Source organism: Desulfobulbus sp. (assembly GCF_030824455.1).
Lineage (GTDB): Bacteria > Desulfobacterota > Desulfobulbia > Desulfobulbales > Desulfobulbaceae > Desulfobulbus.
Map to the genome: position 1 here is coordinate 15,287 of NZ_JAVBXR010000063.1, position 21,177 is coordinate 36,463.

16 protein-coding genes are annotated in these 21,177 nt (G+C 60.3%); 8 read left to right on the plus strand and 8 right to left on the minus strand.

Going from position 1 to position 21,177, the window contains the following annotated elements:
* Positions 1-65: 65 nt before the first annotated feature.
* From RCH93_RS08525 to RCH93_RS08555, 7 genes are all read right to left on the minus strand, one after another.
* Positions 66-320: a hypothetical protein gene (locus RCH93_RS08525; RefSeq protein ID WP_306547931.1), complete on the minus strand. Its 255-nt coding sequence runs from the start codon at positions 318-320 to the stop codon at positions 66-68.
* A 142-nt stretch (positions 321-462) separates the two neighbouring features.
* Positions 463-1,818, minus strand: a complete 1,356-nt coding sequence (locus RCH93_RS08530) for a Ni/Fe hydrogenase subunit alpha (RefSeq protein ID WP_306547932.1) — start codon at positions 1,816-1,818, stop codon at positions 463-465.
* A 40-nt stretch (positions 1,819-1,858) separates the two neighbouring features.
* Positions 1,859-2,797 carry a methyl viologen-reducing hydrogenase gene (locus RCH93_RS08535; RefSeq protein ID WP_306547933.1) on the minus strand — a complete coding sequence of 313 codons (939 nt, stop codon included), beginning with the start codon at positions 2,795-2,797 and terminating at the stop codon, positions 1,859-1,861.
* An 11-nt stretch (positions 2,798-2,808) separates the two neighbouring features.
* On the minus strand, positions 2,809-3,231 hold the full coding sequence (locus RCH93_RS08540; RefSeq protein WP_306547934.1) for a hydrogenase iron-sulfur subunit: 423 nt from the start codon (positions 3,229-3,231) through the stop codon (positions 2,809-2,811).
* On the minus strand, positions 3,228-6,311 hold the full coding sequence (locus RCH93_RS08545; protein WP_306547935.1) for an FAD-dependent oxidoreductase: 3,084 nt from the start codon (positions 6,309-6,311) through the stop codon (positions 3,228-3,230). Before RCH93_RS08545 ends, RCH93_RS08540 begins: the two co-directional genes overlap by 4 nt.
* Complete coding sequence (locus tag RCH93_RS08550; RefSeq protein ID WP_306547973.1) at positions 6,304-7,779, minus strand: 4Fe-4S dicluster domain-containing protein; 1,476 nt, start codon at positions 7,777-7,779, stop codon at positions 6,304-6,306. The genes RCH93_RS08545 and RCH93_RS08550 overlap by 8 nt, the downstream gene beginning before the upstream one ends.
* Entirely contained in the window at positions 7,779-8,345 is a 567-nt protein-coding gene (locus RCH93_RS08555; RefSeq protein WP_306547936.1) for a hydrogenase maturation protease, read from the minus strand. The genes RCH93_RS08550 and RCH93_RS08555 overlap by 1 nt, the downstream gene beginning before the upstream one ends.
* A gap of 134 nt (positions 8,346-8,479) precedes the next feature.
* Between RCH93_RS08555 and RCH93_RS08560 the strand changes: the two genes are divergently transcribed.
* On the plus strand, positions 8,480-9,334 hold the full coding sequence (locus tag RCH93_RS08560; protein WP_306547937.1) for a PAS and helix-turn-helix domain-containing protein: 855 nt from the start codon (positions 8,480-8,482) through the stop codon (positions 9,332-9,334).
* Here the strand turns inward: RCH93_RS08560 and RCH93_RS08565 are convergent.
* On the minus strand, positions 9,321-12,596 hold the full coding sequence (locus tag RCH93_RS08565) for a PAS domain S-box protein (protein ID WP_306547938.1): 3,276 nt from the start codon (positions 12,594-12,596) through the stop codon (positions 9,321-9,323). The two genes, RCH93_RS08560 and RCH93_RS08565, sit on opposite strands and share 14 nt — an antisense overlap.
* A gap of 657 nt (positions 12,597-13,253) precedes the next feature.
* On the opposite strand from RCH93_RS08565, the gene RCH93_RS08570 reads away from it, so the two are divergent.
* The 7 genes from RCH93_RS08570 (at position 13,254) to RCH93_RS08600 (ending at position 21,176) form a co-directional block, all read left to right on the plus strand.
* Entirely contained in the window at positions 13,254-15,071 is a 1,818-nt protein-coding gene (locus RCH93_RS08570; RefSeq protein ID WP_306547939.1) for a hypothetical protein, read from the plus strand.
* A 32-nt stretch (positions 15,072-15,103) separates the two neighbouring features.
* Positions 15,104-15,586 (plus strand): bacteriohemerythrin, encoded by a 483-nt coding sequence (locus RCH93_RS08575; RefSeq protein WP_306547940.1) that lies wholly within the window; start codon positions 15,104-15,106, stop codon positions 15,584-15,586.
* Positions 15,583-15,918 (plus strand): STAS domain-containing protein, encoded by a 336-nt coding sequence (locus RCH93_RS08580; RefSeq protein WP_306547941.1) that lies wholly within the window; start codon positions 15,583-15,585, stop codon positions 15,916-15,918. The genes RCH93_RS08575 and RCH93_RS08580 overlap by 4 nt, the downstream gene beginning before the upstream one ends.
* Positions 15,919-15,920: 2 nt before the next feature.
* Positions 15,921-16,286, plus strand: a complete 366-nt coding sequence (locus RCH93_RS08585) for a response regulator (protein ID WP_306547942.1) — start codon at positions 15,921-15,923, stop codon at positions 16,284-16,286.
* Positions 16,287-16,361: 75 nt separating this feature from the next.
* Positions 16,362-18,476, plus strand: coding sequence for a chemotaxis protein CheA (locus RCH93_RS08590; RefSeq protein WP_306547943.1), 2,115 nt, complete (start codon positions 16,362-16,364; stop codon positions 18,474-18,476).
* A 258-nt stretch (positions 18,477-18,734) separates the two neighbouring features.
* Positions 18,735-20,582: a methyl-accepting chemotaxis protein gene (locus tag RCH93_RS08595; protein ID WP_306547944.1), complete on the plus strand. Its 1,848-nt coding sequence runs from the start codon at positions 18,735-18,737 to the stop codon at positions 20,580-20,582.
* Positions 20,583-20,687: 105 nt separating this feature from the next.
* Positions 20,688-21,176 (plus strand): chemotaxis protein CheW, encoded by a 489-nt coding sequence (locus RCH93_RS08600; RefSeq protein ID WP_306547945.1) that lies wholly within the window; start codon positions 20,688-20,690, stop codon positions 21,174-21,176.
* The last annotated feature ends 1 nt before the right edge of the window (position 21,177 follow it).

Here is a 21,177-nt window from a genome sequence, read left to right on the forward strand (position 1 = left end):
CGGGCTGAACATCTCGCCCAACTGGCATAACAATCAACACGCTTTCTTCGACGACGCGCGCCTCCTCACCCCTCGGCTTCGGCCTGGCGTTGGATTTCCCGATACCGCTTCGAGTTGACCACCTTTTGTTTCTCCAGATCGTCGATTTCCTCGCGACTGAGGTGAATCAGGCCGCAGACCGGACAGGAGAGGTCCATGTCGTCGTGGGCGGCCCGTTGCTTGAGTTCGTCGGCGGTCATGTGGCCGACGCAGCCGCAGGCGCAGTTGGGCGCCTCGACCCGGACGACTTTCCGTTGTTTTCCTTCAACAAGATCGTTCATAGAGAGTGCTGCTCCGACAATGTAAGGCGATGGGAGAAGAATGGAATCAATGCCGCAGGGTGCGGATCGCATTTCCGCGGTGATCCACAAGGGTAACCGTCAATGGCAGCCCGCCGTCCAGGCGGTGCGTGGCGCAGGAAATTCACGGGTCATAGGCCCGGATGGCCATCTCGATCCGGTTGAGGATGGACTCGCTGACCTCGCCGTCGCAGATCAGGCTTGCGGCCGCCTGACGCACGCTCAGGTTCATCGGCGCGATGTTGTGGGTGGTGCCGACAATCAGGTTGGCGCGGGTGATGCACCCGTTGTCGTCGGTGCTGTAATCGTGAATCAGGGTTCCGCGTGGGGCCTCGACATGGCCAATGCCCCGGCCCGCCTTGGATTCGGCCGGGGTGCGCACCAGGGGGTCGGTGATCCGCTCGTCCGCCAGCAACTCCACGGTGCGTTCGCAGGCGTAGACCAGCTCAATCAGACGAGCCCAATGGTAGAGCAGGGTTCCCTGGGCCGGACGGCCGAATTGGGCGCGAAAGTCTTCCAGCTCGGCCTGGGCGCGGGGGGTGGCAACCTGATCGCAGACATTCAGCCGGGCCAAAGTGTTGACCCGGTACACGCCCATGGGGGCCGCCGGGTTCAGGGAAAATCCCTCGCCCCAGGATTTGGCGTAGACCATTTTGGCGTAGGACCAGGGCTCGACCTGCTCGGCCAGATGGCGCTCGTAGTCGCTGGCCGGAAAATCGACCCAACTGCCGTCGGGACGCATCAGGCGCAGCAGGCCGTCGTAGAGGCGCAGATTGCCCTGCGCGTCGACCGCGCCAAGAAACCCGGTGGTGATTGCGCCCAGGGACTGCAGCTCTTCGCGGAAACGGCTAAACACCGAGCGCTTGGCGTAGTCCAGGGCAAAGGAGGCAAAGTCGAGCAAAACCAACGCGTCGGCCGCCAGCTCGCGCCGCTCGGTCTCAAGCATTGGTTTGGAAAACCCGCCCGCCACCCCGGCCACCGGGTGAATCGACTTGCCGGCAAAGCGCGCCAGCATGGCCTGCCCCAACTGCCGCATGCGCGCCACCCGGGCCGCCAGTTCCGGCTCCTGCCGCACCAGCCCCATGATGTTGCGCACCGAATAGTCGCCGTCCGGACCCAGCACAAAATCCGGGGCGGCGAGAAAAAAGAAATGGAGAATTTTATCGTGGATATGGGCAATTACCTGACAGAGTTCACGCAACAGCTGACCGGTTGGCGGTGGGACCGCGCCAAAGCAGCCGTCCACCGCCTTAACCGCGGCGAGATGGTGCATCCAGGGGCAGATGCCGCAGATGCGGCTGACAATGCGGGGAATTTCCTCGGCCGGCCGGCCAATCACGAACTGCTCAAAGCCGCGCAGAGCGGAGATGGCCACCCGGGCGTCGCTCACCCGGCCGGACTCGTCCAGATGGATGTCGACCCGGGCCTGGCCCTCAATGCGGGTGACTGGATGGATGCTGACAACCTGGGACTTGGGCATGGCTGCTCTCCTCAGCAGGCGAAAAAATGCGACAAACCGCTCAATTGCTTTCCTTTCGATTACGGGCCGGCTTGAGCAGGCCGTGGCCGCCGCTGAACCGAAGCAGGGATTTGCGGTCGACCAGACTGCGGTAGTCGATGCCGTTGCTGGCGAGTCCGTTCATCATGTCCAGCAGCTGATTGCCGCCTGGCCGAACCGGCCCGTAGCAGCCGCGACAGGGGACGCGGGCCCGAATGCACAGCGGCGTTTCCCGGCCGCCGCAGCCGCCGGCGGTCACTGGTCCCATGCACAACAGTCCCTGCTCAAGCAGACAGCGCATCTGGTCGACCGGCTCTTCCGGATCATAGTCGGCGTTGGCAAGAAAGCGCCGCATTGTCCCCTGCCCTTTGCCCTGCCGGATCACCGGACAGGTTTCGCAGACGCTCTTGTGGGCCAGATCCGGAGATTCGCGCCGCAGCAGGGCCTCGATCACCTCCAGCATCATCTCGGGCCGGGGCGGACAGCCGGGCAGTGCGACGTCGACCGCCACCTGCTCGTCAACACTGTACACCCGGTCCAGCAGGGCCGGAACCTCGCCCGGCAGCAAGGCTTTTTCCGGAGAGCCGTAGGCAAACACCGTCTGCAGGGTTGCCTCGCTGGTCCACTGGTTGCGCAGGGCCGGGATGCCGCCGTGGGTAGCGCAGGTCCCCAGGCTGATCAGGGTCCGGCACTGGGCGCGCATGGCCCGCGCCACCTGCAGTTGCTCCGTGTTGGCCACGCCGCCGGACACCAGGCCAATCTCAGCCTCGGGCAGGATGATTTCCCCTTCCCCATCGGAGGCGCCGCTTAAAGGGTTTTGATACTTATGATCCATAAGCAGGGGAAAATGGACGATTTCCACCCGATCGAACAGGCCAAGCAACTGCTCGCCGCAATCCAACAGCGCCATCTCGCAGCCGGAACAGCCGTGCAGGCATTCAAAACTGAGCCGGGGCAGCATGGATCGCCCTTTTACTCGCCAATCCCGGACGGGCTCGCATCGGTTTCCCGCAGGGACGCGAGGCGGGCGCTCATCTCGCGGAAAGCCTCGGCCAGCCGTTCGGGCTCGGCTGAAGAAACCCAGGCAATGCGGAACCGCTCGCTCTCGTAGCCCAGGTCCTCCAGGGTGTCGGCGATCACCTCGGCCCGGGCCAGGGCCATTTCGTTGCCTCTGATGTAATGGCATTCGCCCAGGTGACAGCCGATGATCATTACTCCGTCGGCCCCCTTGTCGAGGGCGTGGATCACCATCTCCGGATGGACCATGCCCGAGCACATCACCCGGATAATGCGGATCGAACCCGGATACTGCAGGCGGGAGATGCCGGCCAGATCGGCCGCCGCATACGAGCACCAGTTGCAGCAAAAGGCGATGATCTTGGCTTCGCGGCTCATGCGTCCTCCTCAAGCACACAGCTCTGGTCCAGGGCCGCGTCAATCTGGGCTTCGATCTGGGCGTAGGTGAAGCCGGCCACGTCCACGCCCCGCTTCGGACAGGCCCCCTGGCAGATGCCGCATCCCTTGCACAACACCTGATCGACGTGCACGGTCTTGAGGGGATTGCCCTCGCCGTCCCGATACTCGACCAGGGTGATCGCCTGATAGGGGCAGACGTCGATGCAGAGCCCGCAGCCGTCGCAGAGAACCGGATCAACCAGGGCGATGTTGGGCTCGAGGTTGATCTCCTTGCGGGCCAGGAGGCGTCCGGCCTTGGCGGCGGCGGCCAGAGCCTGGGAGATCGACTCCTCCAGCGGCTTGGGATAGTGGGCCAGCCCGGCGACAAAGACGCCGTCGACGTTGAACTCCACCGGCCGCAGCTTGACGTGGGCCTCCTGAAAAAAACCGTCGCTGTTGAGCGGCAGCTTGAACAGGGTGGCCAGATCCCCGGCCTCGGGGCTGGCCAGGGTGGCGGCGGCCAGGATAACCACATCGGCCCGAATTTCCAGGGGGCGATGGAGCACATGATCCCAAACCTCCACCAGCACACCGTTGTCGGCCTTTTTGATCCGGGGCGGGCCGTGCATCTCGTAGTTGATGAACACAATGCCCAACTCCCGCGCCTGGTTGTAGATTCGTTCGCGCTGACCGTAGGTGCGGATCTCGCGATACAGGATGTAGATCTGGCGCGACGGCGCCTCCTTTTTCAGCTTGATGGCGCTCTGAATCGAATGGGTGCAGCAGGATTTCGAGCAGTAGGGTCGCTCCTGGTTGCGCGAACCCACGCACTGGATGAACACGAACGATTTACCGTTGGCCACCCGAGTTTCGTTGTGCATGTGCAGCTTGTCAAACTCAATCGAGGCCACCACCTTGGGAATTTTGCCGTACTCGAATTCCTCGGGGATATAGCGCTTGGCCCCGGTGGTGATAATCACCGCGCCGTGTTCAATCACCCGCTTGCGGTTGGCCCCGGTGCGAATGGTGGTAACGAAATTGCCCACATGGCCGCTGACCGCCAGCACCGTGCTGGTGTAGGCCACCTCGATCAGCGGGTGCTGCTGCACCTCCTCCTTCAAGCCCTTGAGGTAGCGCGGCACATGCTCGCCGTTCCAGGTCTGGAAGAGATGGAGGGCGTTGCCGCCCAATTGGGTGGTCTTTTCAACCAAATGAATCTGAAACCCCTGCTGGGCCAGATTGAGCGCCGCGGTCATCCCGGCCACACCGCCGCCAATGACCAGCACCGAGGGCGCGATCGGGATGCGCAGCGGCTTGCGCGCCGTCAGGCTGCTCACCTTGGCCACCGCCATCCGGATCAGATCCTTGGCTTTGGCTGTGGCCACCTCGGGCTGCTGGTTGTGGACCCAGGCGTTCTGATTGCGGATGTTGGCCATCTCAATCAGGTATTCGTTAATCCCGGCCGATTTGAGGGTTTTGCGAAACAGCGGCTCATGGGTGCGGGGGGTGCAAGCGGCGATCACAATCCGGTTGAGGCCCTTGTCGCGAATCTCCTGCACCAGCAGGTCCTGAGTGTCCTGGGCGCAGGTGAACAGGTTGCGGGCCACATGCGCCACCTGCGGCAGGGTGGCGGCATAGGCGGCCACCTCCTCGACGTCGACCACCCCGGCAATGTTGGTGCCGCAATGGCAGACAAAAACGCCGATGCGCGGGGTCTGGCGGCGAACGTCCAGTTCCGGAGGCGGCGGCAGGGTGCGAGTGAGGGTGTGCCGGGCCGGGGCGAGCAGGGCTGAGACGCTGGCCGCCGCCGCCGAACCGCCGATCACCGACTGGGGGATGTCGCGCGGGCCGTTGAAAGCCCCGCAGGTGAACACGCCTCGCTTCGAGGTGTGCACCGGCATAAAGGCCGAGATCGAGGCAAAGCGGTCCGGAGTCATGTGGATGCCGATCTTCTCCGCCAGCTTGACCATCGAATCAGGGGTTTCCAGGCCCACCGACAGCACCACCAAGTCAACGGTCTCCTCGACCTGTTTGCCCTGGACGCTGATGTAGTGCAGGCGCAGATCGCCCTTGGTTCCCTTGGGCTCGACCCCGTGGATGCGCGAGCGAACGAACCGCACCCCGTATTCGTTTTTGGCCCGTTCAAAGTAGCGGTCAAATTCCTTGCCTGGGGTGCGCATGTCCATGTAAAAAATGGCGACGTCCAGTTCCGGATTGGCCTCTTTGACCGTCATCGCCTCCTTGATCGCGTACATGCAGCAGACCGCCGAACAGTATTCGTTGTTGCAGCGGTTCTTGTCGCGGCTGCCGATGCACTGGAGAAAGGCGATCCGCTTCACCGGTTTGCGGTCTGAGGGGCGGGTCAGCAGGCCGTCGGTGGGGCCGTTTGGCGACAGGTAGCGCTCGAACTGGAGCGAGGTGATCACGTTGGGATAGACCCCGTAGCCCCAGACCTTGGCCTTGGACGGATCAAAGGTCTGGAAGCCAAGCGCCATAACCACCGCGCCGATCTTGATTTCGTGATCCCGTTCCCGGTCGTTGAAGTTGATCGCCCCGGGCGGGCAGATCTCGGCGCAGACGCCGCATTTGTCCGGATTCTTCAGACGCAGGCAGGCCTGGGGGTCGATCTGGTACTTGAGCGGCACGGCCTGGGGATACTTGATGTAAATGGCCTTGCGTTTGGCAATGTTGGAGTTGAAGGAATCGTCGACGCTTTTAGGGCAACTGCCGCTGCACTGGCCGCAGGCGATGCACTTGGTCACATCGACATAACGGGGATATTCGCGCACCCGCACGGTGAAATTGCCCGCCCGGCCGGCAACGTCAAGCACGGTCGACAGGGTCATGATGCGGATATTGGGGTGCCGGCCGCATTCCACCAGTTTGGGGGCAATGATGCACATCGAGCAGTCGTTGGTGGGAAAGACCTTGTTGTACTGGGGCATGGCCCCGCCGATGGCCCCGGTTTTTTCCACCAGATAAACGTAGTAGCCCGAATCGGCGAGGTCCAGGGCCGCCTGCATTCCGGAAATGCCGCCGCCCACCACCAGCGCCGCCCCGATTGTGGTCTGTTCAGCCATGCCGAACCTCCCCGCCGCCCTGCGGCGCCATGACCAGGGAATTGGCCACCAACTCCCACAAAAATTGCACCTCGATGTTGAGGTTGAATTCGCGATTGAGCGAGGTCTGCAGCTGATCGCGGCAGTTCTGGCAGGAGGTGACCACCAGTTTGGCCCCGGATTCGCTGATCTGGCGGGCCTTGATCCGGCCGTGAAAAACCCGCTCAGCCCAGAACGGGCTGGCCCAGGCCCCGCCGCCGGCCCCGCAGCAGTAGTTCTCTTCCCGGTCCGGCGCCAGGTCGACGTACTGCGGGCAGCAGGCGCGGGTCAAGGCGCGCGGTTCGTCGAAATAGCCGTGGCCAAAGGTTTTCAGCGACTTGCGGCCGTAATTGCAGGAGTCGTGGAAGGTGGCTAGTCGGGTGTGAACGCTCGGGTCCAGGGTGATTCGCCCTTCGGCAAGGTATTCAAGCAGCAGGTCAAACACCGTGTAAACCTTGAACTGCTGCAGGGATTCGGGAAACCAGCGCTCCAGGGCGTAGCGGGTGGCGTAGTAGGCGTGTCCGCACTCGGGCAGGAGCAGGGCCTTGCAGTTGAGCCGCTCGATGTTGTCGATGATCCGCTTGACAATGGTGCGCATGGCGCTGTAATCGCCGGAGTGCAGCCCCCAGTTGACGCCCTCCCAGTACTCGGAGGAGATGGTCCAGGACTCGCCGGCGGCGTGAAAGATCTTCCACCACCATTTGAGGCTGTCGGGTTCGGCAAAGGGCTGCTTGGAGTTGACGGTCACCAGCATCCGGGCCCCGCGCACGTCAATCGGGGTGGCAAAGCCTGGACAGGAAGAGCCGGCCAGTTCTTCGCCCAACTCTTTCAGCAGGATGAGGAAATCGTCTTTGGGGATGCCCAGATTGTTGCCCTTTTCCAGGCAGGTGACCACCCCCTTTTGGATCGCCGGCGGCACCTTGTCGCGCTCCCGGCGGGAACGGATGCGCCGCATCAGCTGCAGGATCTCGACGTTCATCGGGCAGACCACCTCGCACTTGCCGCACATGGTGCACTTCCACGGCCAGTCGCTCTCCACCAGCTCCTCGTCCAGGCCGAGAAAGGCCATCCGCACGATTTTGCGCGGGTCCAGATCGTCGACCCCGGAGATTGGGCAGGCCCCGGCGCAGGAGCCGCAGGCGAGACAGACGTCGGCCAGGGCGGGCGCGGTGTAGAGCGGGTTGACCTTGGCCTCAAGCCGCACCGCAGCCGGGACGGCGCCGTTGCTTCTTGGCGCCGGGGCCGCTTCGCCGACTGTGGCCGGGTCCGGCCCGATGCGCGGTTCGCGGCCGTACTTGTCGCACAGCCGTTTGTAATCCTCCCACTGAATCAGGTAACGGCGGCCCGGACCCTCCTGGGCCGGGAGCACGCCGGAATTGATCCAGTTGCGGATGGTGTTGCGATGGACCCCGAATTCTTCGGCCAAATCATTGACCTTGGCCTCATAGATCATGGCGTGGTTGCCTCCACAGTGGTCGCGGTGGTAAAAGAAACGGCGTGCGGCGCACTCATTCGCGCAATCAGCTGCGTAATCCGCGCCGAGGCCTCAAGGACCGCAGCACGCATCAGCGGCGACAGGCCCGGCGCCACCTGCTCGGGCAGTGCCGCGGTCTGGGCGAGCAGCAGCACCACCTCAATCCCGGTTTCCGCCTGAAGCTCGGCCAACAGATTGACCGTGGGAAACTGGTGCAGGGAAAAATCGTGGATCTTGGCCGCCGGCAACTCCGCCGGCCCGCATTGCCGCACCTGGCCGGGCTGGCCGCCTTCAATGTTGCCGGCGTCGACCACAATCAACATCTGCGGCCGCAGCGACGGCAGCATCAGATAATCAAGCAGGTGTTCGCGGATGGATGTGCCGACGTCCAGCGCCAGCACCGACGACGGCAGCTCGGATTGGAGCAACTGCTCGATAACCGCCGGCCCGAAACCGTCGTCGCCGAGCAGGACGTTGCCGCAGCCGAAAACGGCCACGGTCGGCGGCCCAGCCAAGGATTGCGTGTTGTGCGAGATATGCATATTGTGGCAACATGCCATCTTTCGCCCCTTTTACGCAAGGGCAAAATGAAGCGCCGTTCAATCCGTAGAGCGGGATTATGCCCGATGGAACGGGCGACTGCGCGGAACAAACGAAACGCCCCAGGAGGAACGCCATGGCGGGAGAGGAAATGTACCGGGTGATTGTCGATTCGTTGTCCGCCCATGTGGCGGTGCTGGACGATTCCGGCGTCATCGTCGAGACCAACCGGGCCTGGCAGCAGTTTGCCCGGGAAAACGGCATGCGCGAACCAGTGGACTGCGTCGGGATCAACTACCTGTCGACCTGCGAGACCGGCGCCTGCGACGCGGGCGACAGCCGGTTGATCCACCGGGCCATCCGCCAGGTGCTCGCCGGCGAGCTTGAGGAATTCCTCACCCAGTATCCGTGCCACTCGCCCAGCGAGCAGCGGTGGTACAGCCTGCGGGTGGTCCCCTACCGCGACCGGCAAACCCGGCGGGTGATTGTCGCCCACGAGAACATCACGCCGATCATGCTGGCTCAGGAAAAATTGCGGGTGCAGGAGGAGGAATTACAGCGAAAAACGGAAAAACTGGAGGAGACCAACATTGCCCTCAAGGTGCTGCTGGAACATCGGCAGCGCGACCGCGAACAACTGGAAGAACGGGTGGTGGCCAACATCCGGGAACTGGCCCTACCCTATCTGGAAAAAGCGCGGGACAGTGCGCTTGAGCCGCGACAACGGACCCTGATCGACATTGCACTCAATCATCTCGGCGACGTTGTTTCGCCCTTTCTCAACCGCCTCTCCACCGTCAACCTACTGCTGACGCCCCAGGAAATCGAGGTGGCGACCCTGGTGCGCCAGGGCAAGAGCAGTCAGGAAATCGCCGACGTACTCGGGGTGGCGCTGGCCACGGTCAGCTTCCACCGCAAAAAACTGCGGCGCAAGTTGGGTTTGAGCAGAAACGGCCGCAACCTGCGCACCTACCTGCTCAGCCTGCAGTAGCCGCCCCGTCCCCGTCCAGGGCCCGGCGCACCGCCCTGGCGAGGATGGCCAGGGAAACCGGCTTGGCCAGGAAGTCGCGCACGCCTTCGGCCTTGGCCCCGGCCTCGTCGATGCTCTCGGTGTAGCCGGTGCAGATGATGATCGGCTGGTCCGGCCGCAGGGCCAGCATGGCCCGGGCAATGGCCATGCCGGTGAACCGGGGCATGGTCATGTCGGTGATCACCAGATCAAACAGCGACGGATCGCGGGTGTAGGCCTCAAAGGCCTTGGAGCTGTCGGTGAAGACCTCGACGCTGTAGCCCAGCTTGCTCAGCATCCTCCCCAACACCATGGCCACGGCCGATTCGTCGTCGACAATCAACACCGTCTCCTCGCCTCTGGGCAGTTCCTGTTGCTCGTCAGGGTTTTCCTCAACCGCCTGGTGTTGAAACTCGGGCAGATAGACCGCAAAAGCCGTTCCTTCGCCGGGCCGGCTGTCCACAGTGATCGCGCCCCGATGGGCGGCGACAATCCCCTGCACCACGGCCAGCCCCAGGCCGGTGCCCTCGCCTTCGCCCTTGGTGGTGAAAAAAGGATCAAAGATTTTGTCGACGATGTCCTGGGGAATGCCCGCACCCGTGTCCGTGACGCTGAGCCGCAGATAGGGGCCGCCGGGCAGATCCTGCAATTCCCGCCGCCGCGGTTCGCTGTTCAGATGCACCTGCTGCAAGGCGATCTGCAGCTCGCCGCCCTCTTTCATGGCGTGGAGGGCGTTGGTGCAGAGATTCATCAACACCTGATGGATCTGCGAGGGGTCGGCCAGCACCACGTTGTCGATCACAGAAATCTGGGCGGTGATGTGGATGGTGGAAGGAAAGGAGGAATGCAGCATTTTGACCACTTCCTTGACGATCAAATGCAGCTTCAGGGGTTGAAAATGCTCTTCCGACTGATGACAAAAGGAGAGAATCTGCTTGACCAAGTCCCGCGCCCGCAGCCCGGCCTTCTGGATCTGGAGCACGTCGCGCTTGACCCGTGAACCGCTCTCGCCGAGTTCGTCCAGGGCCATGGTCGCATAACCGAGGATCACGGAGAGGATGTTGTTGAAATCGTGGGCCACGCCGCCGGCAAGCAAGCCGATGGCCTCCATCTTCTGCATCTGGCGCAATTTGAGCTCCGATTCCTTGCGGTCGGTGTTGTCAAAGGCCACCTGCATCCGCACCATCTTGCCGCCCAGCCAACGCACCGCCCGGTCATAGTTGACGTACCAGCGGCCGGTGACCGGGTTGAGCCGCTCCCACTGACGCACCGGGCCGGGCTCGCCGTTTTCGTCAAGCAACTGATCGTTGGTGCAAAAATCGCACGGCTGATCCTGATTCTGAAAGGCACGGTAACAGGGCTCGTGCAACGCGCCTTCGCCAAACAGCTCCTGCATCTTGCGGTTGACGAACAACACCTGATGCGTCTCCATGTCGGCAACAAAGATCTGGGCCTCGATGCTGTCGAGAATGGTCAAGAGTTGCCGGTGCGATTCGGCAATCCGCTCGGCGGTGGTCCGCTGTTCGGTGATGTCGGTGGCAAAGCCTTCGATCCGGATCAGGTTGGAATTGCGGCCCGCCACGCCCGTGCCCCGCTCAAGAACGATCCGTTCCCGCCCGTCGACCGCCCGCAGCCGATACTCCACCTCATAAGCGCGGTTGTCCGCCAAGGCTTGGCGCACCGTGGCCAGCACCCGGGCGCGATCATCCGGATGGATCCGGGCTGCAAGCGAAGCAGCAGCCAACTCCTTGGCTGAACATCCGGTCAATTCCAGACACCCGTCGCTGGCAAACCGGAGGGTGCGCTCCTCGTTGTCTTCAACGCTGAAGGCCATGCCCGGCAGGTTGCTGATCAGGGCGTTGAGGGTGCGCCGCGATTCCCGCTGCTCCTCGCCGATCCGTTTCTGTTCGACCAGATCCCAGGCCAGATCGGCAAACTGCCGCACCAACGCCGCGTCCTCCTCGGTGTAGTCGCGTGCCTTGTTGCCGACCCCGAGAACGGCGACCACGGCGCCGCCGCGAACTATCGGCGTGACCAGTTCGCGCACGATCTCGACGTGCCCCTCGGGCATGCCGCGCTTATTGGCCAGTGCGGCGTAATCGTTGTGGATCACCGTTGTCCGTTGGCGCAGGCAGTCCAGCCAGACGCCGCCCTTTTCAATGGGATAGACGGCGCCGCTTTTGCCGTCGATCCGGCAGTAGCGGTCAAGCGTGGCCGAAGACCACCCCTGCAGGGACAGCATCCCCTGGGCCTCGTCGACAAAATGATAGAAGCCGATGGGGCTGCCGGTGAGTTCGCCCACCTTGTCCAGGGTGCGCCGCAACAGTTGCGTCAAGGTCCAGCGGTGGGTGTTCTCCAGCAAAAAGAGTTGCGCCTGACGGCTTTGCCGCTGACGAATCCGGTCGGTGACGTCGTTGAAGGTCAGGATCACCTGATAGGGCGCGGTCTCGCCATCCTGAAAATGGGGGGTCACATTGGCAATGATCCAGACGTCGCGGCCCGACGAGGAATTGCGCACCAAGAACATTGCCCCGGTTTCGGGGAGTCCGGCGACAAAACAGCGCGTGATCGGGTCGGTTTCCCGGACCGTCTGACAGCCTTCGCTGTCGACCGGCGTCCACAGTTCGCCCCGGAGCAGCCGCTGCTGAATCTCCGCCGTAGCAGAACACCCCAAAATTCGCTCGGCCGCTGAATTCGCCCGCAAAATTTCATGGGCCGCCCTGAAGTAGATCACCCCTTCCTGCATGGATGCAAACAGGGCGTGGTACTGCGCCTCTGACTGGCGCAGCGAATCTTGCTGCGCCAACTGCGCGGTGACGTCCAGCAACAGGATCAAGGTCGCTGTTTGCGGCGGAGCGCCGAACGGAATCGGGGTCAGCGACATCTCGAACCAGCGGCTGCCGGAACCGGAATTGAGCACCAGCTGTTGGTGCAGCGATTCGCCGTCGACGACAACCCGCCGGAGCTCGGTCAACACGGTTTCGGCTTGAGCAAGGGGAAAGATGTCGACAACCGAGCGACCCACGACGCCGGACGCGCCGTCGGCAAAAAAATCCAGGGCGGGTTGATTGGCAAAGAGCAGCATCCCGGCTGCGTCCGCCACCAGCAGCAGCTCTTGCACCGGTTGCGGCATCCGCTGCGCCTGAAGCGGATCGCCGGCAGGTGCTGTGCCTGCGCCCAGCCCAAGCAGTTGCTCCAGCTGCGCAACCTTGCGTTCCAATTCCTCATACGAAGGGGTGTGCATAGATCCTCCAGAGGGATGCTTGTGAGGCTGAAAGCCAGTCCTGGCGGTCCTAGCCGCCCCGACCGTGATGTACGTTCACCAGCATTATACGCCACGCTTTGCAACGGGTCAAATGGGCCTACCGGAGGCAGGGCGTCGTTGCCCGATCAACAGAACCCTGCTCCAAGCAGCCCGAGCAGCGCCTTTAAAACCATACATGTTCACTTTTGTTTACACTACCCCTGTCTGATTCTACTTTTGTAGACACAGGCGCAAAGCCCGGTTCCCTTGTCCAATCTATCTGGGGGAAAAAATAGAAAATGGCGCCAATATCTTGATATAAAGAAAAATTTGACAAACAACAGCTCTGGCGCCATCCTTTGAGCAGTTCCTGAACATGTACCACCCGCGTAAACCCAAGGGCTGCCCATGGGAGCGCAGGCGGCTTCCTGTCCACTATTCGAGACATATCCCGAATCGTATTGCCCGATCACCTGGTCAAGGCCAGTGTGCACCCCCAGACAATACACTGAAACAAAAGTATAAAATCAGTATTTTGCAACACGGCCAGGTGTGGCAAGGATGATGCAAAGCTTTGAACGGCGAAAGCTTTGCCGTGGGCTTTCACCGCCAGCACGCAAAAAGCCTGGCGTCAACAAACCTCCCCAGAGGAAAAGCATGTCAAAAACAGTTGAATCACCCATGGCTTCGACCGCCTTGCGCGCGTGGCGTCCCGTGATCGCTTCTTCCCTAGCGTCCCTGCGTCAACTGGCAGGCGCCACGGAACACGAGTTTCTGCACATGGGCCGGCAGATGCAGGCGGTCTATCTCCAGGCGATCACCCTGTCCCAGACCGCGCATCAACTGGTTGCCACGGCCGCCGGCGAACAGATCGGCGCCCTGATGGAGCGCCTGCGGCAAATTCTCCTGGAAATGCAGACCTATCTGGAGCAGGCACAGGCGAGAAATCTGAAAAATTGCGACGAAATATCCTCAGTCGGCCATTTGCTCCATCAGGCGGAAACGCCGATTGATGGTTTCAGAAGGATGGGGAAACAGCTCTATATCTTTGAAGTGCTTATCAAAATTGAAAGCACCTACCTGGGGGAAATGGAAGGCGAGTTTGTCAACCTTGCCATCGACATCAAGAAGCTTTCCCAGCAAATCAAAGAAAAGACCGCAAACATCAACAATCACATCAGCCTGCTCAACGTCATCATCACCAACAACATTTCCATCATCAACCAGGAGATTGACGGGGGCAACGCCAAAACCAGGGGCGTCATTGACGAGACAGAAGCCAGTCTGTCCAATCTTGAGCATGCCAACAATCGCTTTCTGGACGTTGGCAATCAAATTTCTCTGATCGCCAACAAAAATTCCGAGAACATCAGTGACGTGGTCCAGGCGATGCAGTTCCACGACATCTTTCGCCAGCAGGTGGAACACGTGATCGAATCGATCGAGGGCCTGGACCTCGACCAGCCCGGCCAAGAGAGCGACGATGCCTTGGCGACCGAAGCCCGTGGCGTTGCAATGATTGTCAAGATAGGCGACGTGTGCGAGCTGCAGCAGGCGCAACTGCAATTTGCTTCCACGGGGCTGTACGCCGCCGTCGCCTCCATCGTCGACAACCTGCGCAGCATCGGCGCGGGGCAAAAGCAGATGGCCAAGGATATTTATGGCCAAACCGGCGGCATGGATTCGTCCGGGGCCTCGTTTCTAGGCGAGGTGGCCAAGCGGATGGCGTTGATCGCCGGCCTGCTGACCTCCTGCTCCAACACCAACGCCGTCATGGCCGACATCATGCAAGAAGTGGTCGCGACGATGAACGAGATCACCGGATTCGTGGCCGACGTCGAAAATATCGGCCATGAAATTATTCAGATTGCCCTCAACGCCCGAATAAAAGCCGCCGGCACTGGACCGGAAGGCGCGGCGATGAGCGCCCTGTCCGAGGAAGTGGGCCAGCTCTCGGAGGACGCGGTGCAGCGCACCGAACTGATTACCCGCACTATGACGGATATCCGGGGCGTCACCGAGGTGTTGTCCACCGAATCAGACAGCGCCCAGACGACGCTGGGCGATCAATTGTCCAACATGCAGGACGAGGTGGCTCAGATTTTGGCCATTTTGGAATCTTCGGGCGCGGAATTGTTTTCCCTGCTCCAGCAGGTGCATTCCCAGGTGAACGCGCTGACCGGCGAGATCGAAAGCGTCACCAGCAGCATCGACGTGCACAAACGTACCAAAGCCATGGCGGAAAAGGTTTTGGCCAATCTGGAAAAAATTTTCACCGAGGCCCGCGCCATCTGTCCGGCCACTGCGGCGTTCAAGGAAGATTTGCGCCGCATGGCGGAAAAGTACACCATGGAAAGCGAACGGCGCATCCATGAAGACATTGCCAAAAAACATGGCGTGACCTTTGCCGCAAGCTCGAAGCCTGCCGCAGCCGGCGCCGAAAGCGAATTTGGCGACAACGTTGACCTTTTTTAACGATTCATCAACTTGACATTGCAAAGGAAACCATGCCGATAATCAACTGGGACAACCGTTTTTCCATCCATCTGAAGGAGATCGACGCGCATCACCAGCATTTGTTTGCTCTCTTCAACCGGCTGTACGACGACTTTGTCGGCAAGGCCGCCCCTCAGACGCTGAACGCGTTGTTTGACGAGTTGATCGACTACGCCACCTACCATTTTTCGGTGGAAGAACGCTGGATGCGAGACGAAGGATATCCTGAACTGGAACTGCACCAGAAAGAGCACGACCTGTTCTCCAAACGGGCGTTGGAAATGCAGGGGGATTACAACGCCGGCAGGCGCAATCTCTCTCTGGAGGTTCTGTCTTTTCTCCACAACTGGTTAGCCAGCCACATCCAACTCTCCGACGTTGAATTCGGCCATTTCCTTGCCGCCAAAAACTCTCCCGGTTCCGGCGCTGCAGGCAACAGCAGCGCAACGGACCCGGTGGTCCCCAACAACTCCCAAGGGAGCGCAACACCATGAACCAAACAAGCAACCAGGCCGCGCGGACGATCAACGTCGGCAACAGGCTGACCATCGAAACCATAACCGATTTTGCGCAGCAAATTCGAACCGGGTTCAACGAGGCCGACGCCGTGGTCGTCGCCTTTGAGCCTGAAATCGAAATCGACGTCACGGCCCTGCAGGTGTTCTGCGCCGCCTGCAAAACAGCGGCCGCCGAAGGCAAACGTTTTGCCTACAGCGGCCCCCAGCCCCAGGCCTTACGCGATTTGGTCGCAGCCACCGGCTCGGAACGTCACAAACAATGCCTGGTGAACAGCAGCGCCTGTTTTCGCCGGTCGCAAGGAGAATAACAATGGGAAAAATAGTCATGACGGCGGACGATTCCGCCAGTGTCCGGCAAATGGTTGCCTTTACGCTCAAACAAAACGGCTACGATGTTATTGAAGCGGTGGACGGGCAAGACGCCCTGACCAAACTTGCCGCCAAAAAGGTGGACATGCTGCTGACCGACCTCAACATGCCCAAACTGGACGGCATTGGCCTGATTAAAGGGGTGCGGGCCAGCGCATTGAACAAGTTCATCCCCATCGTGATGCTCACCACGGAATCCCAGGACTCGAAAAAGGCAGAAGGCAAATCCGCCGGGGCCACCGGCTGGATCGTCAAACCCTTTAAGCCGGAACAGTTGATCGCGGTGGTCAAAAAGGTGCTCGGATAAAGGAACAGGACAAAAAATGGCTTTTGCTCTCACCCGCCCTGCACAAACGCAGCGGACCATATAAGGATCCGGACCATGTTCAAAGAACACATTGCCACCTATCGTGAAGAAGCCGGCGAACTGCTTGCCGAGCTGGAAACCTCCTTGCTCGACCTTGAAGAAACCCCGGACGACGACGATTTGATCAATCGCGTTTTCCGGGCCATGCACACCATCAAGGGATCGGGCGCGATGTTCGGGTTCGACGACATCGCCGCCTTCACCCACGAGGTGGAAACCGTGTTCGACCTGGTTCGCAACGGCAAAATGGCGGTGACCAAAGAACTGCTCGACCTGACCCTCAAATCCCGCGACCACATCACCACCTTGCTGGCCGCCTCGGTTGAAGGCGCAGAGATCGACAACGCCGCCGGCGACGCGCTGATTGCCGGCCTGCGGGGCCTTGTTGCCCCATCCAAGGCCAACGAATCGCAACCGGAGGATGTTCCGTCGGCTGCCGCAAACACGCCCGCCGATCAGATCGATCAGGCCGATCTGCAGACCTGGCGCATCCGGTTCCAACCCAATCGCGAACTGCTGCTGTGCGGCAGTAATCCGGTGTCGCTGATCAACGAGTTGCGCAGCCTGGGCGATTGCCTGGTCACCGCCCAATTTGACGGCGTGCCGCCGCTCGACGCCCTGGTCGGCGAACACTGTTACCTCTATTGGGACATTGTTCTGACCACCTCCCGCGGCGAGGCGGCAATCAAGGACGTGTTCATCTTTGTTGAGGACGACTGCCAGATCAGCATCCAACTGATTGACGACCAGGCTGCAGGCGAGCCAGAGTATAAAAAACTTGGCCAAATCCTGGTGGAGCGCGGCGATCTTTCCCCGGAGGCGCTCACGCAAACCCTGAACCAGCAGAAACCGCTGGGCGAGCTTCTGGTGGATCAGGGCGCGGTGACCTCGGACAAGGTGCTTTCCGCTCTGGATGAACAGCAGCAAATTCGTAAAATCAGGCAGGAACAGCCCGCCGCCGACGCCAGCGCCAGCATCCGGGTGCCTGCCGAACGGTTGGACCAGTTGGTCAATCTGGTTGGTGAGATGGTCACGGTGCAGGCCCGCCTGACCCAGGTGTCCAACACCCTGGGCGACGCGACCTTTATCTCGATAGCCGAAGAGGTGGAACGGCTGACCAACGAGTTGCGCGACACCGCGCTCAACATCCGGATGCTGCCCATCGGCAGCACCTTCAGCAAATTCAAACGGTTGGTGCGCGATCTCTCCCGCGAACTGGGCAAAGAAATCGAGATGGAAACCTTTGGCGCCGACACCGAACTCGACAAAACCGTGATCGAAAAACTCAACGATCCCCTGGTCCACATCATCCGCAACAGCATCGACCACGGCGTCGAAACCCCGGAAAAACGGGTCGCAGCCGGCAAACCGGCCATGGGAACCATCCGCCTTGGCGCTGAACACGCCGGCGATTCGGTGCTGATCACCATCCACGACGACGGCGGTGGCATCAATCGCGACGCCATCCGCAACAAGGCCATTGAGCTGGAGATGATCCCGGCCAACGCCGAGCTGAGCGACCAGGAAATCTACAGCTACATCTTTGCCCCTGGGTTTTCCATGGCCGCCAAAATTACCAGCGTCTCAGGGCGCGGGGTCGGCATGGACGTGGTCAAGCGCGGCATCGAAGGGCTGCGGGGAACCATTGCGGTTGACAGCGAACTCGGCAAAGGGACCACCATCACCCTGAAAATCCCGCTGACCCTGGCCATCATCGAGAGTCTGCTGGTCAAAATCGGCCCCAGCCATTTTGTCCTGCCCCTGGGGGCGGTGGAAGAATGCGTGGAGCTGTCGCGAGACGACATCCGGGCCGCCCACGGCCGCAACCTGGCCAATGTGCGTGGCCGCCTCACCCCCTACATCTGCCTGCGCGATCAATTCGCGATAAGCGGCGCACGGCCGGACATCGAACAGATCGTCATTGTCTCGGTACGGGGGGAACGCATTGGTTTCGTGGTTGATTTCGTGGTTGGCGAACACCAGACCGTGATCAAACCGCTCGGGGTGCTCTATCAGGACGTGAAAGGAATTTCAGGCGCCACCATTCTCGGCGACGGCTCGGTGGCTTTGATTATTTCTCCGGGAGACCTGGCCAGGATGGCGGAAACAGCAGAACTCGATCAGCTATAATGCAACAGAACGGCAGAGGGTGGCGCCGCTGCTCCCCAATTTTGCCGAACCTATCAAGAAAAGCAACAGAGATAGTATCTACAATAAATGCAGCTCAATACAAAAGGGGATGAGCAATGCTGGATTCAAGACAAAAAATACGGGGGGCCTTAATTATGACCGGATTTGATTCACAACGTCGAGCACATCAGACAACGAACGGAACCCGACTTGTTCGTTCAATTATTTTTAAGTCACCAACATTCTGGAGGAATTAAGATGGCTTGGTTCAGTAATATGACCCTGAAGGGAAAACTGCTGCTCGGATTTATCACCGTGGCGATTATTGCCGGTATTATCGGCGGCTATGGCATCTACAACATCCGGCTTCTTGATGCCGCCGATACCAGGATGTACGAAAAAATGACCGTCCCTCTCGGCGAAATGGCCGACATCGCCATCGCCTTTCAACGGGTTCGGGTCAATTCCCGCGATTTCATCGACGCGACCACTCCCGAGAAACGGGAACACTTTGCCGGGCGGATCAAGGAACTTCGTGAAACCATCGACAAAAAAAGCGATCTTTATGAAAAAACCATTCTGACTGAAGACGGACGCAAGCTCTTTGATGAATTCAAAAAAACCCGAACCGCCTACGCTCTCCAACTGGACAAGTTAATGGCTTTAGGCAAGGAAGGGAAACTCGAAGAAATAGCAGCATTGATGCAAGGCGAAGCGGGCAAGGCTGCCCGGGATGAGCAGAATGCTATTGAGAAGTTGATGGAAGCAAAGATTCAGATTGCCAACCTGACCTCCGAAGAAAATAGCGCCGCCGCCAAAAAGGCCAATTTTATGATGTCCATATTGTCGGTTCTCGGCGTTATTGTGGCCATCGGCCTGGGCCTGATCATCGCCCGCATTGTCATGCGCCAGTTGGGCGGCGACCCCAAGGACGTCGGCGAGATTGCCAATTTGGTGGCCGTGGGCGACCTGAGCCGTGAAATCACGCTGGACTCTGGCGACAGCACCAGCGTCATGGCGGCGATGAAAAAAATGGTCGGAGCATTTAACGAGATCACCACCAATGCCAAACAGGTGGCCCAGGGCAATTTAATGGTCGACATTAGAAAGCGGAGCGATAAGGACGAATTGCTTGAATCGCTGGCCGCCATGGTCGACAAGCTGAAAGAGATTGTCACCGAGGTGCAGGTTGCCGCCGACAACGTGGCCTCCGGTTCCCAGGAGCTGTCCGCCACTGCGCAGCAGATGTCCCAGGGCGCCACCGAGCAGGCCGCCAGCGCCGAAGAGGTTTCCTCGAGCATGGAGCAGATGGCCTCCAACATTCGCCAGAACACCGACAACGCCATGCAGACCGAAAAGATCGCGGTCAAAAGCGCATCCGACGCCAAAGAGGGCGGCAAGGCAGTCACCGAAACCGTGTCGGCAATGAAACAGATTGCCACTAAAATCTCGATTATCGAGGAAATCGCCCGCCAAACCAATCTTCTCGCCCTGAACGCCGCCATTGAGGCCGCGCGCGCCGGCGAACACGGAAAGGGCTTTGCCGTGGTGGCCTCCGAGGTGCGGAAACTGGCGGAACGGAGCCAGTCGGCCGCTGGCGAGATCAGCCACCTTTCCACCACCAGCGTCTCCATTGCCGAGCAGGCCGGCGACATGCTCAGCAAAATGCTGCCGGACATCCAGAAGACCGCCGAACTGGTCCAGGAAATCAATGCCTCAAGCAAGGAACAGGACACCGGCGCCGATCAGATCAACAAGGCCATCCAGCAGCTTGACCAGGTCATTCAACAGAATGCCGGGGCCACCGAGGAAATGGCCTCGACCTCCGAGGAACTCTCCAGCCAGGCGGAGCAGCTCAAGGCCACCATCGCTTTCTTCACCCTGGACACCGGTCGGCAACGCCGGGCGACCCCGCCTCCCCAGGGCGGCAAGCAGCACATGATTGGCCACATCGCCCCCAAGGCCGGCATGACCACCATGTCCGCCAAATCCGGAACTACGAAACTCAAACCGACCAAAACCGCCAAGAGCGAAGGCGGCATCCATCTTGATATGGGCTTCAAAGGCGGTGCAGACCACCTTGATGATGAGTTTGAAAAGTTCTGATTGATAATATACCGTCATGTTGTCGGGCTGGAGCCCACGGGACCGGTTTTTGCGTCCCTGTGCTCTCCAGCCCGGCGCCCCATAGTAGCCAAAGGAGAGCGCGCCATGAGTGTGGCAGGAATAACTGAAACCGTCCAATATCTGACCTTTAAGCTGGCAGAGGAAATTTTTGCTTTTGATGTGGCCAAGGTCCGGGAAATTCTGGAACTGACCTCGATCACCAAGGTTCCGCAGACCCCGGAGTTCATGCGGGGCGTGATTAATCTGCGGGGGAGCGTGGTGCCGGTGATTGACCTGCGGCTCAATTTCGGCATGCAATGCACGGAACAGACCGTCAACACCTGCATTATAGTGGTGGAGGTCAACCTGACAGGTGAAATCCTGGTGCTCGGCGTGCTGGCCGATTCGGTGCAGGAGGTGGTGGAAATGGAACCGGATCACATTGAACCGCCGCCCCAACTCGGCACCAAATTGAACACGGAATTTATTAAGGGCATGGGCAAGGTGGAAAACGATTTTGTTATGATTCTTGACATCGATAAGGTCTTTTCCTCGGAAGAACTGACCGACATCCAAGGCAACACGGCTGCATGAT

Excerpts from the sequence above, each read along its gene's own strand:
- RCH93_RS08545 (WP_306547935.1), bottom strand. The coding sequence starts at position 6,311 with ATGGCTGAACAGACCACAATCGGGGCGGCGCTGGTGGTGGGCGGCGGC.
- RCH93_RS08540 (WP_306547934.1), bottom strand. The coding sequence starts at position 3,231 with ATGAGCCGCGAAGCCAAGATCATCGCCTTTTGCTGCAACTGGTGCTCG.
- RCH93_RS08595 (WP_306547944.1), top strand. The coding sequence starts at position 18,735 with ATGGCTTGGTTCAGTAATATGACCCTGAAGGGAAAACTGCTGCTCGGA.
- RCH93_RS08575 (WP_306547940.1), top strand. The coding sequence starts at position 15,104 with ATGCCGATAATCAACTGGGACAACCGTTTTTCCATCCATCTGAAGGAG.
- RCH93_RS08565 (WP_306547938.1), bottom strand. The coding sequence starts at position 12,596 with ATGCACACCCCTTCGTATGAGGAATTGGAACGCAAGGTTGCGCAGCTG.
- RCH93_RS08525 (WP_306547931.1), bottom strand. The coding sequence starts at position 320 with ATGAACGATCTTGTTGAAGGAAAACAACGGAAAGTCGTCCGGGTCGAG.
- RCH93_RS08580 (WP_306547941.1), top strand. The coding sequence starts at position 15,583 with ATGAACCAAACAAGCAACCAGGCCGCGCGGACGATCAACGTCGGCAAC.
- RCH93_RS08585 (WP_306547942.1), top strand. The coding sequence starts at position 15,921 with ATGGGAAAAATAGTCATGACGGCGGACGATTCCGCCAGTGTCCGGCAA.
- RCH93_RS08560 (WP_306547937.1), top strand. The coding sequence starts at position 8,480 with ATGGCGGGAGAGGAAATGTACCGGGTGATTGTCGATTCGTTGTCCGCC.
- RCH93_RS08535 (WP_306547933.1), bottom strand. The coding sequence starts at position 2,797 with ATGCTGCCCCGGCTCAGTTTTGAATGCCTGCACGGCTGTTCCGGCTGC.
- RCH93_RS08530 (WP_306547932.1), bottom strand. The coding sequence starts at position 1,818 with ATGCCCAAGTCCCAGGTTGTCAGCATCCATCCAGTCACCCGCATTGAG.
- RCH93_RS08600 (WP_306547945.1), top strand. The coding sequence starts at position 20,688 with ATGAGTGTGGCAGGAATAACTGAAACCGTCCAATATCTGACCTTTAAG.
- RCH93_RS08570 (WP_306547939.1), top strand. The coding sequence starts at position 13,254 with ATGTCAAAAACAGTTGAATCACCCATGGCTTCGACCGCCTTGCGCGCG.
- RCH93_RS08555 (WP_306547936.1), bottom strand. The coding sequence starts at position 8,345 with ATGCATATCTCGCACAACACGCAATCCTTGGCTGGGCCGCCGACCGTG.
- RCH93_RS08590 (WP_306547943.1), top strand. The coding sequence starts at position 16,362 with ATGTTCAAAGAACACATTGCCACCTATCGTGAAGAAGCCGGCGAACTG.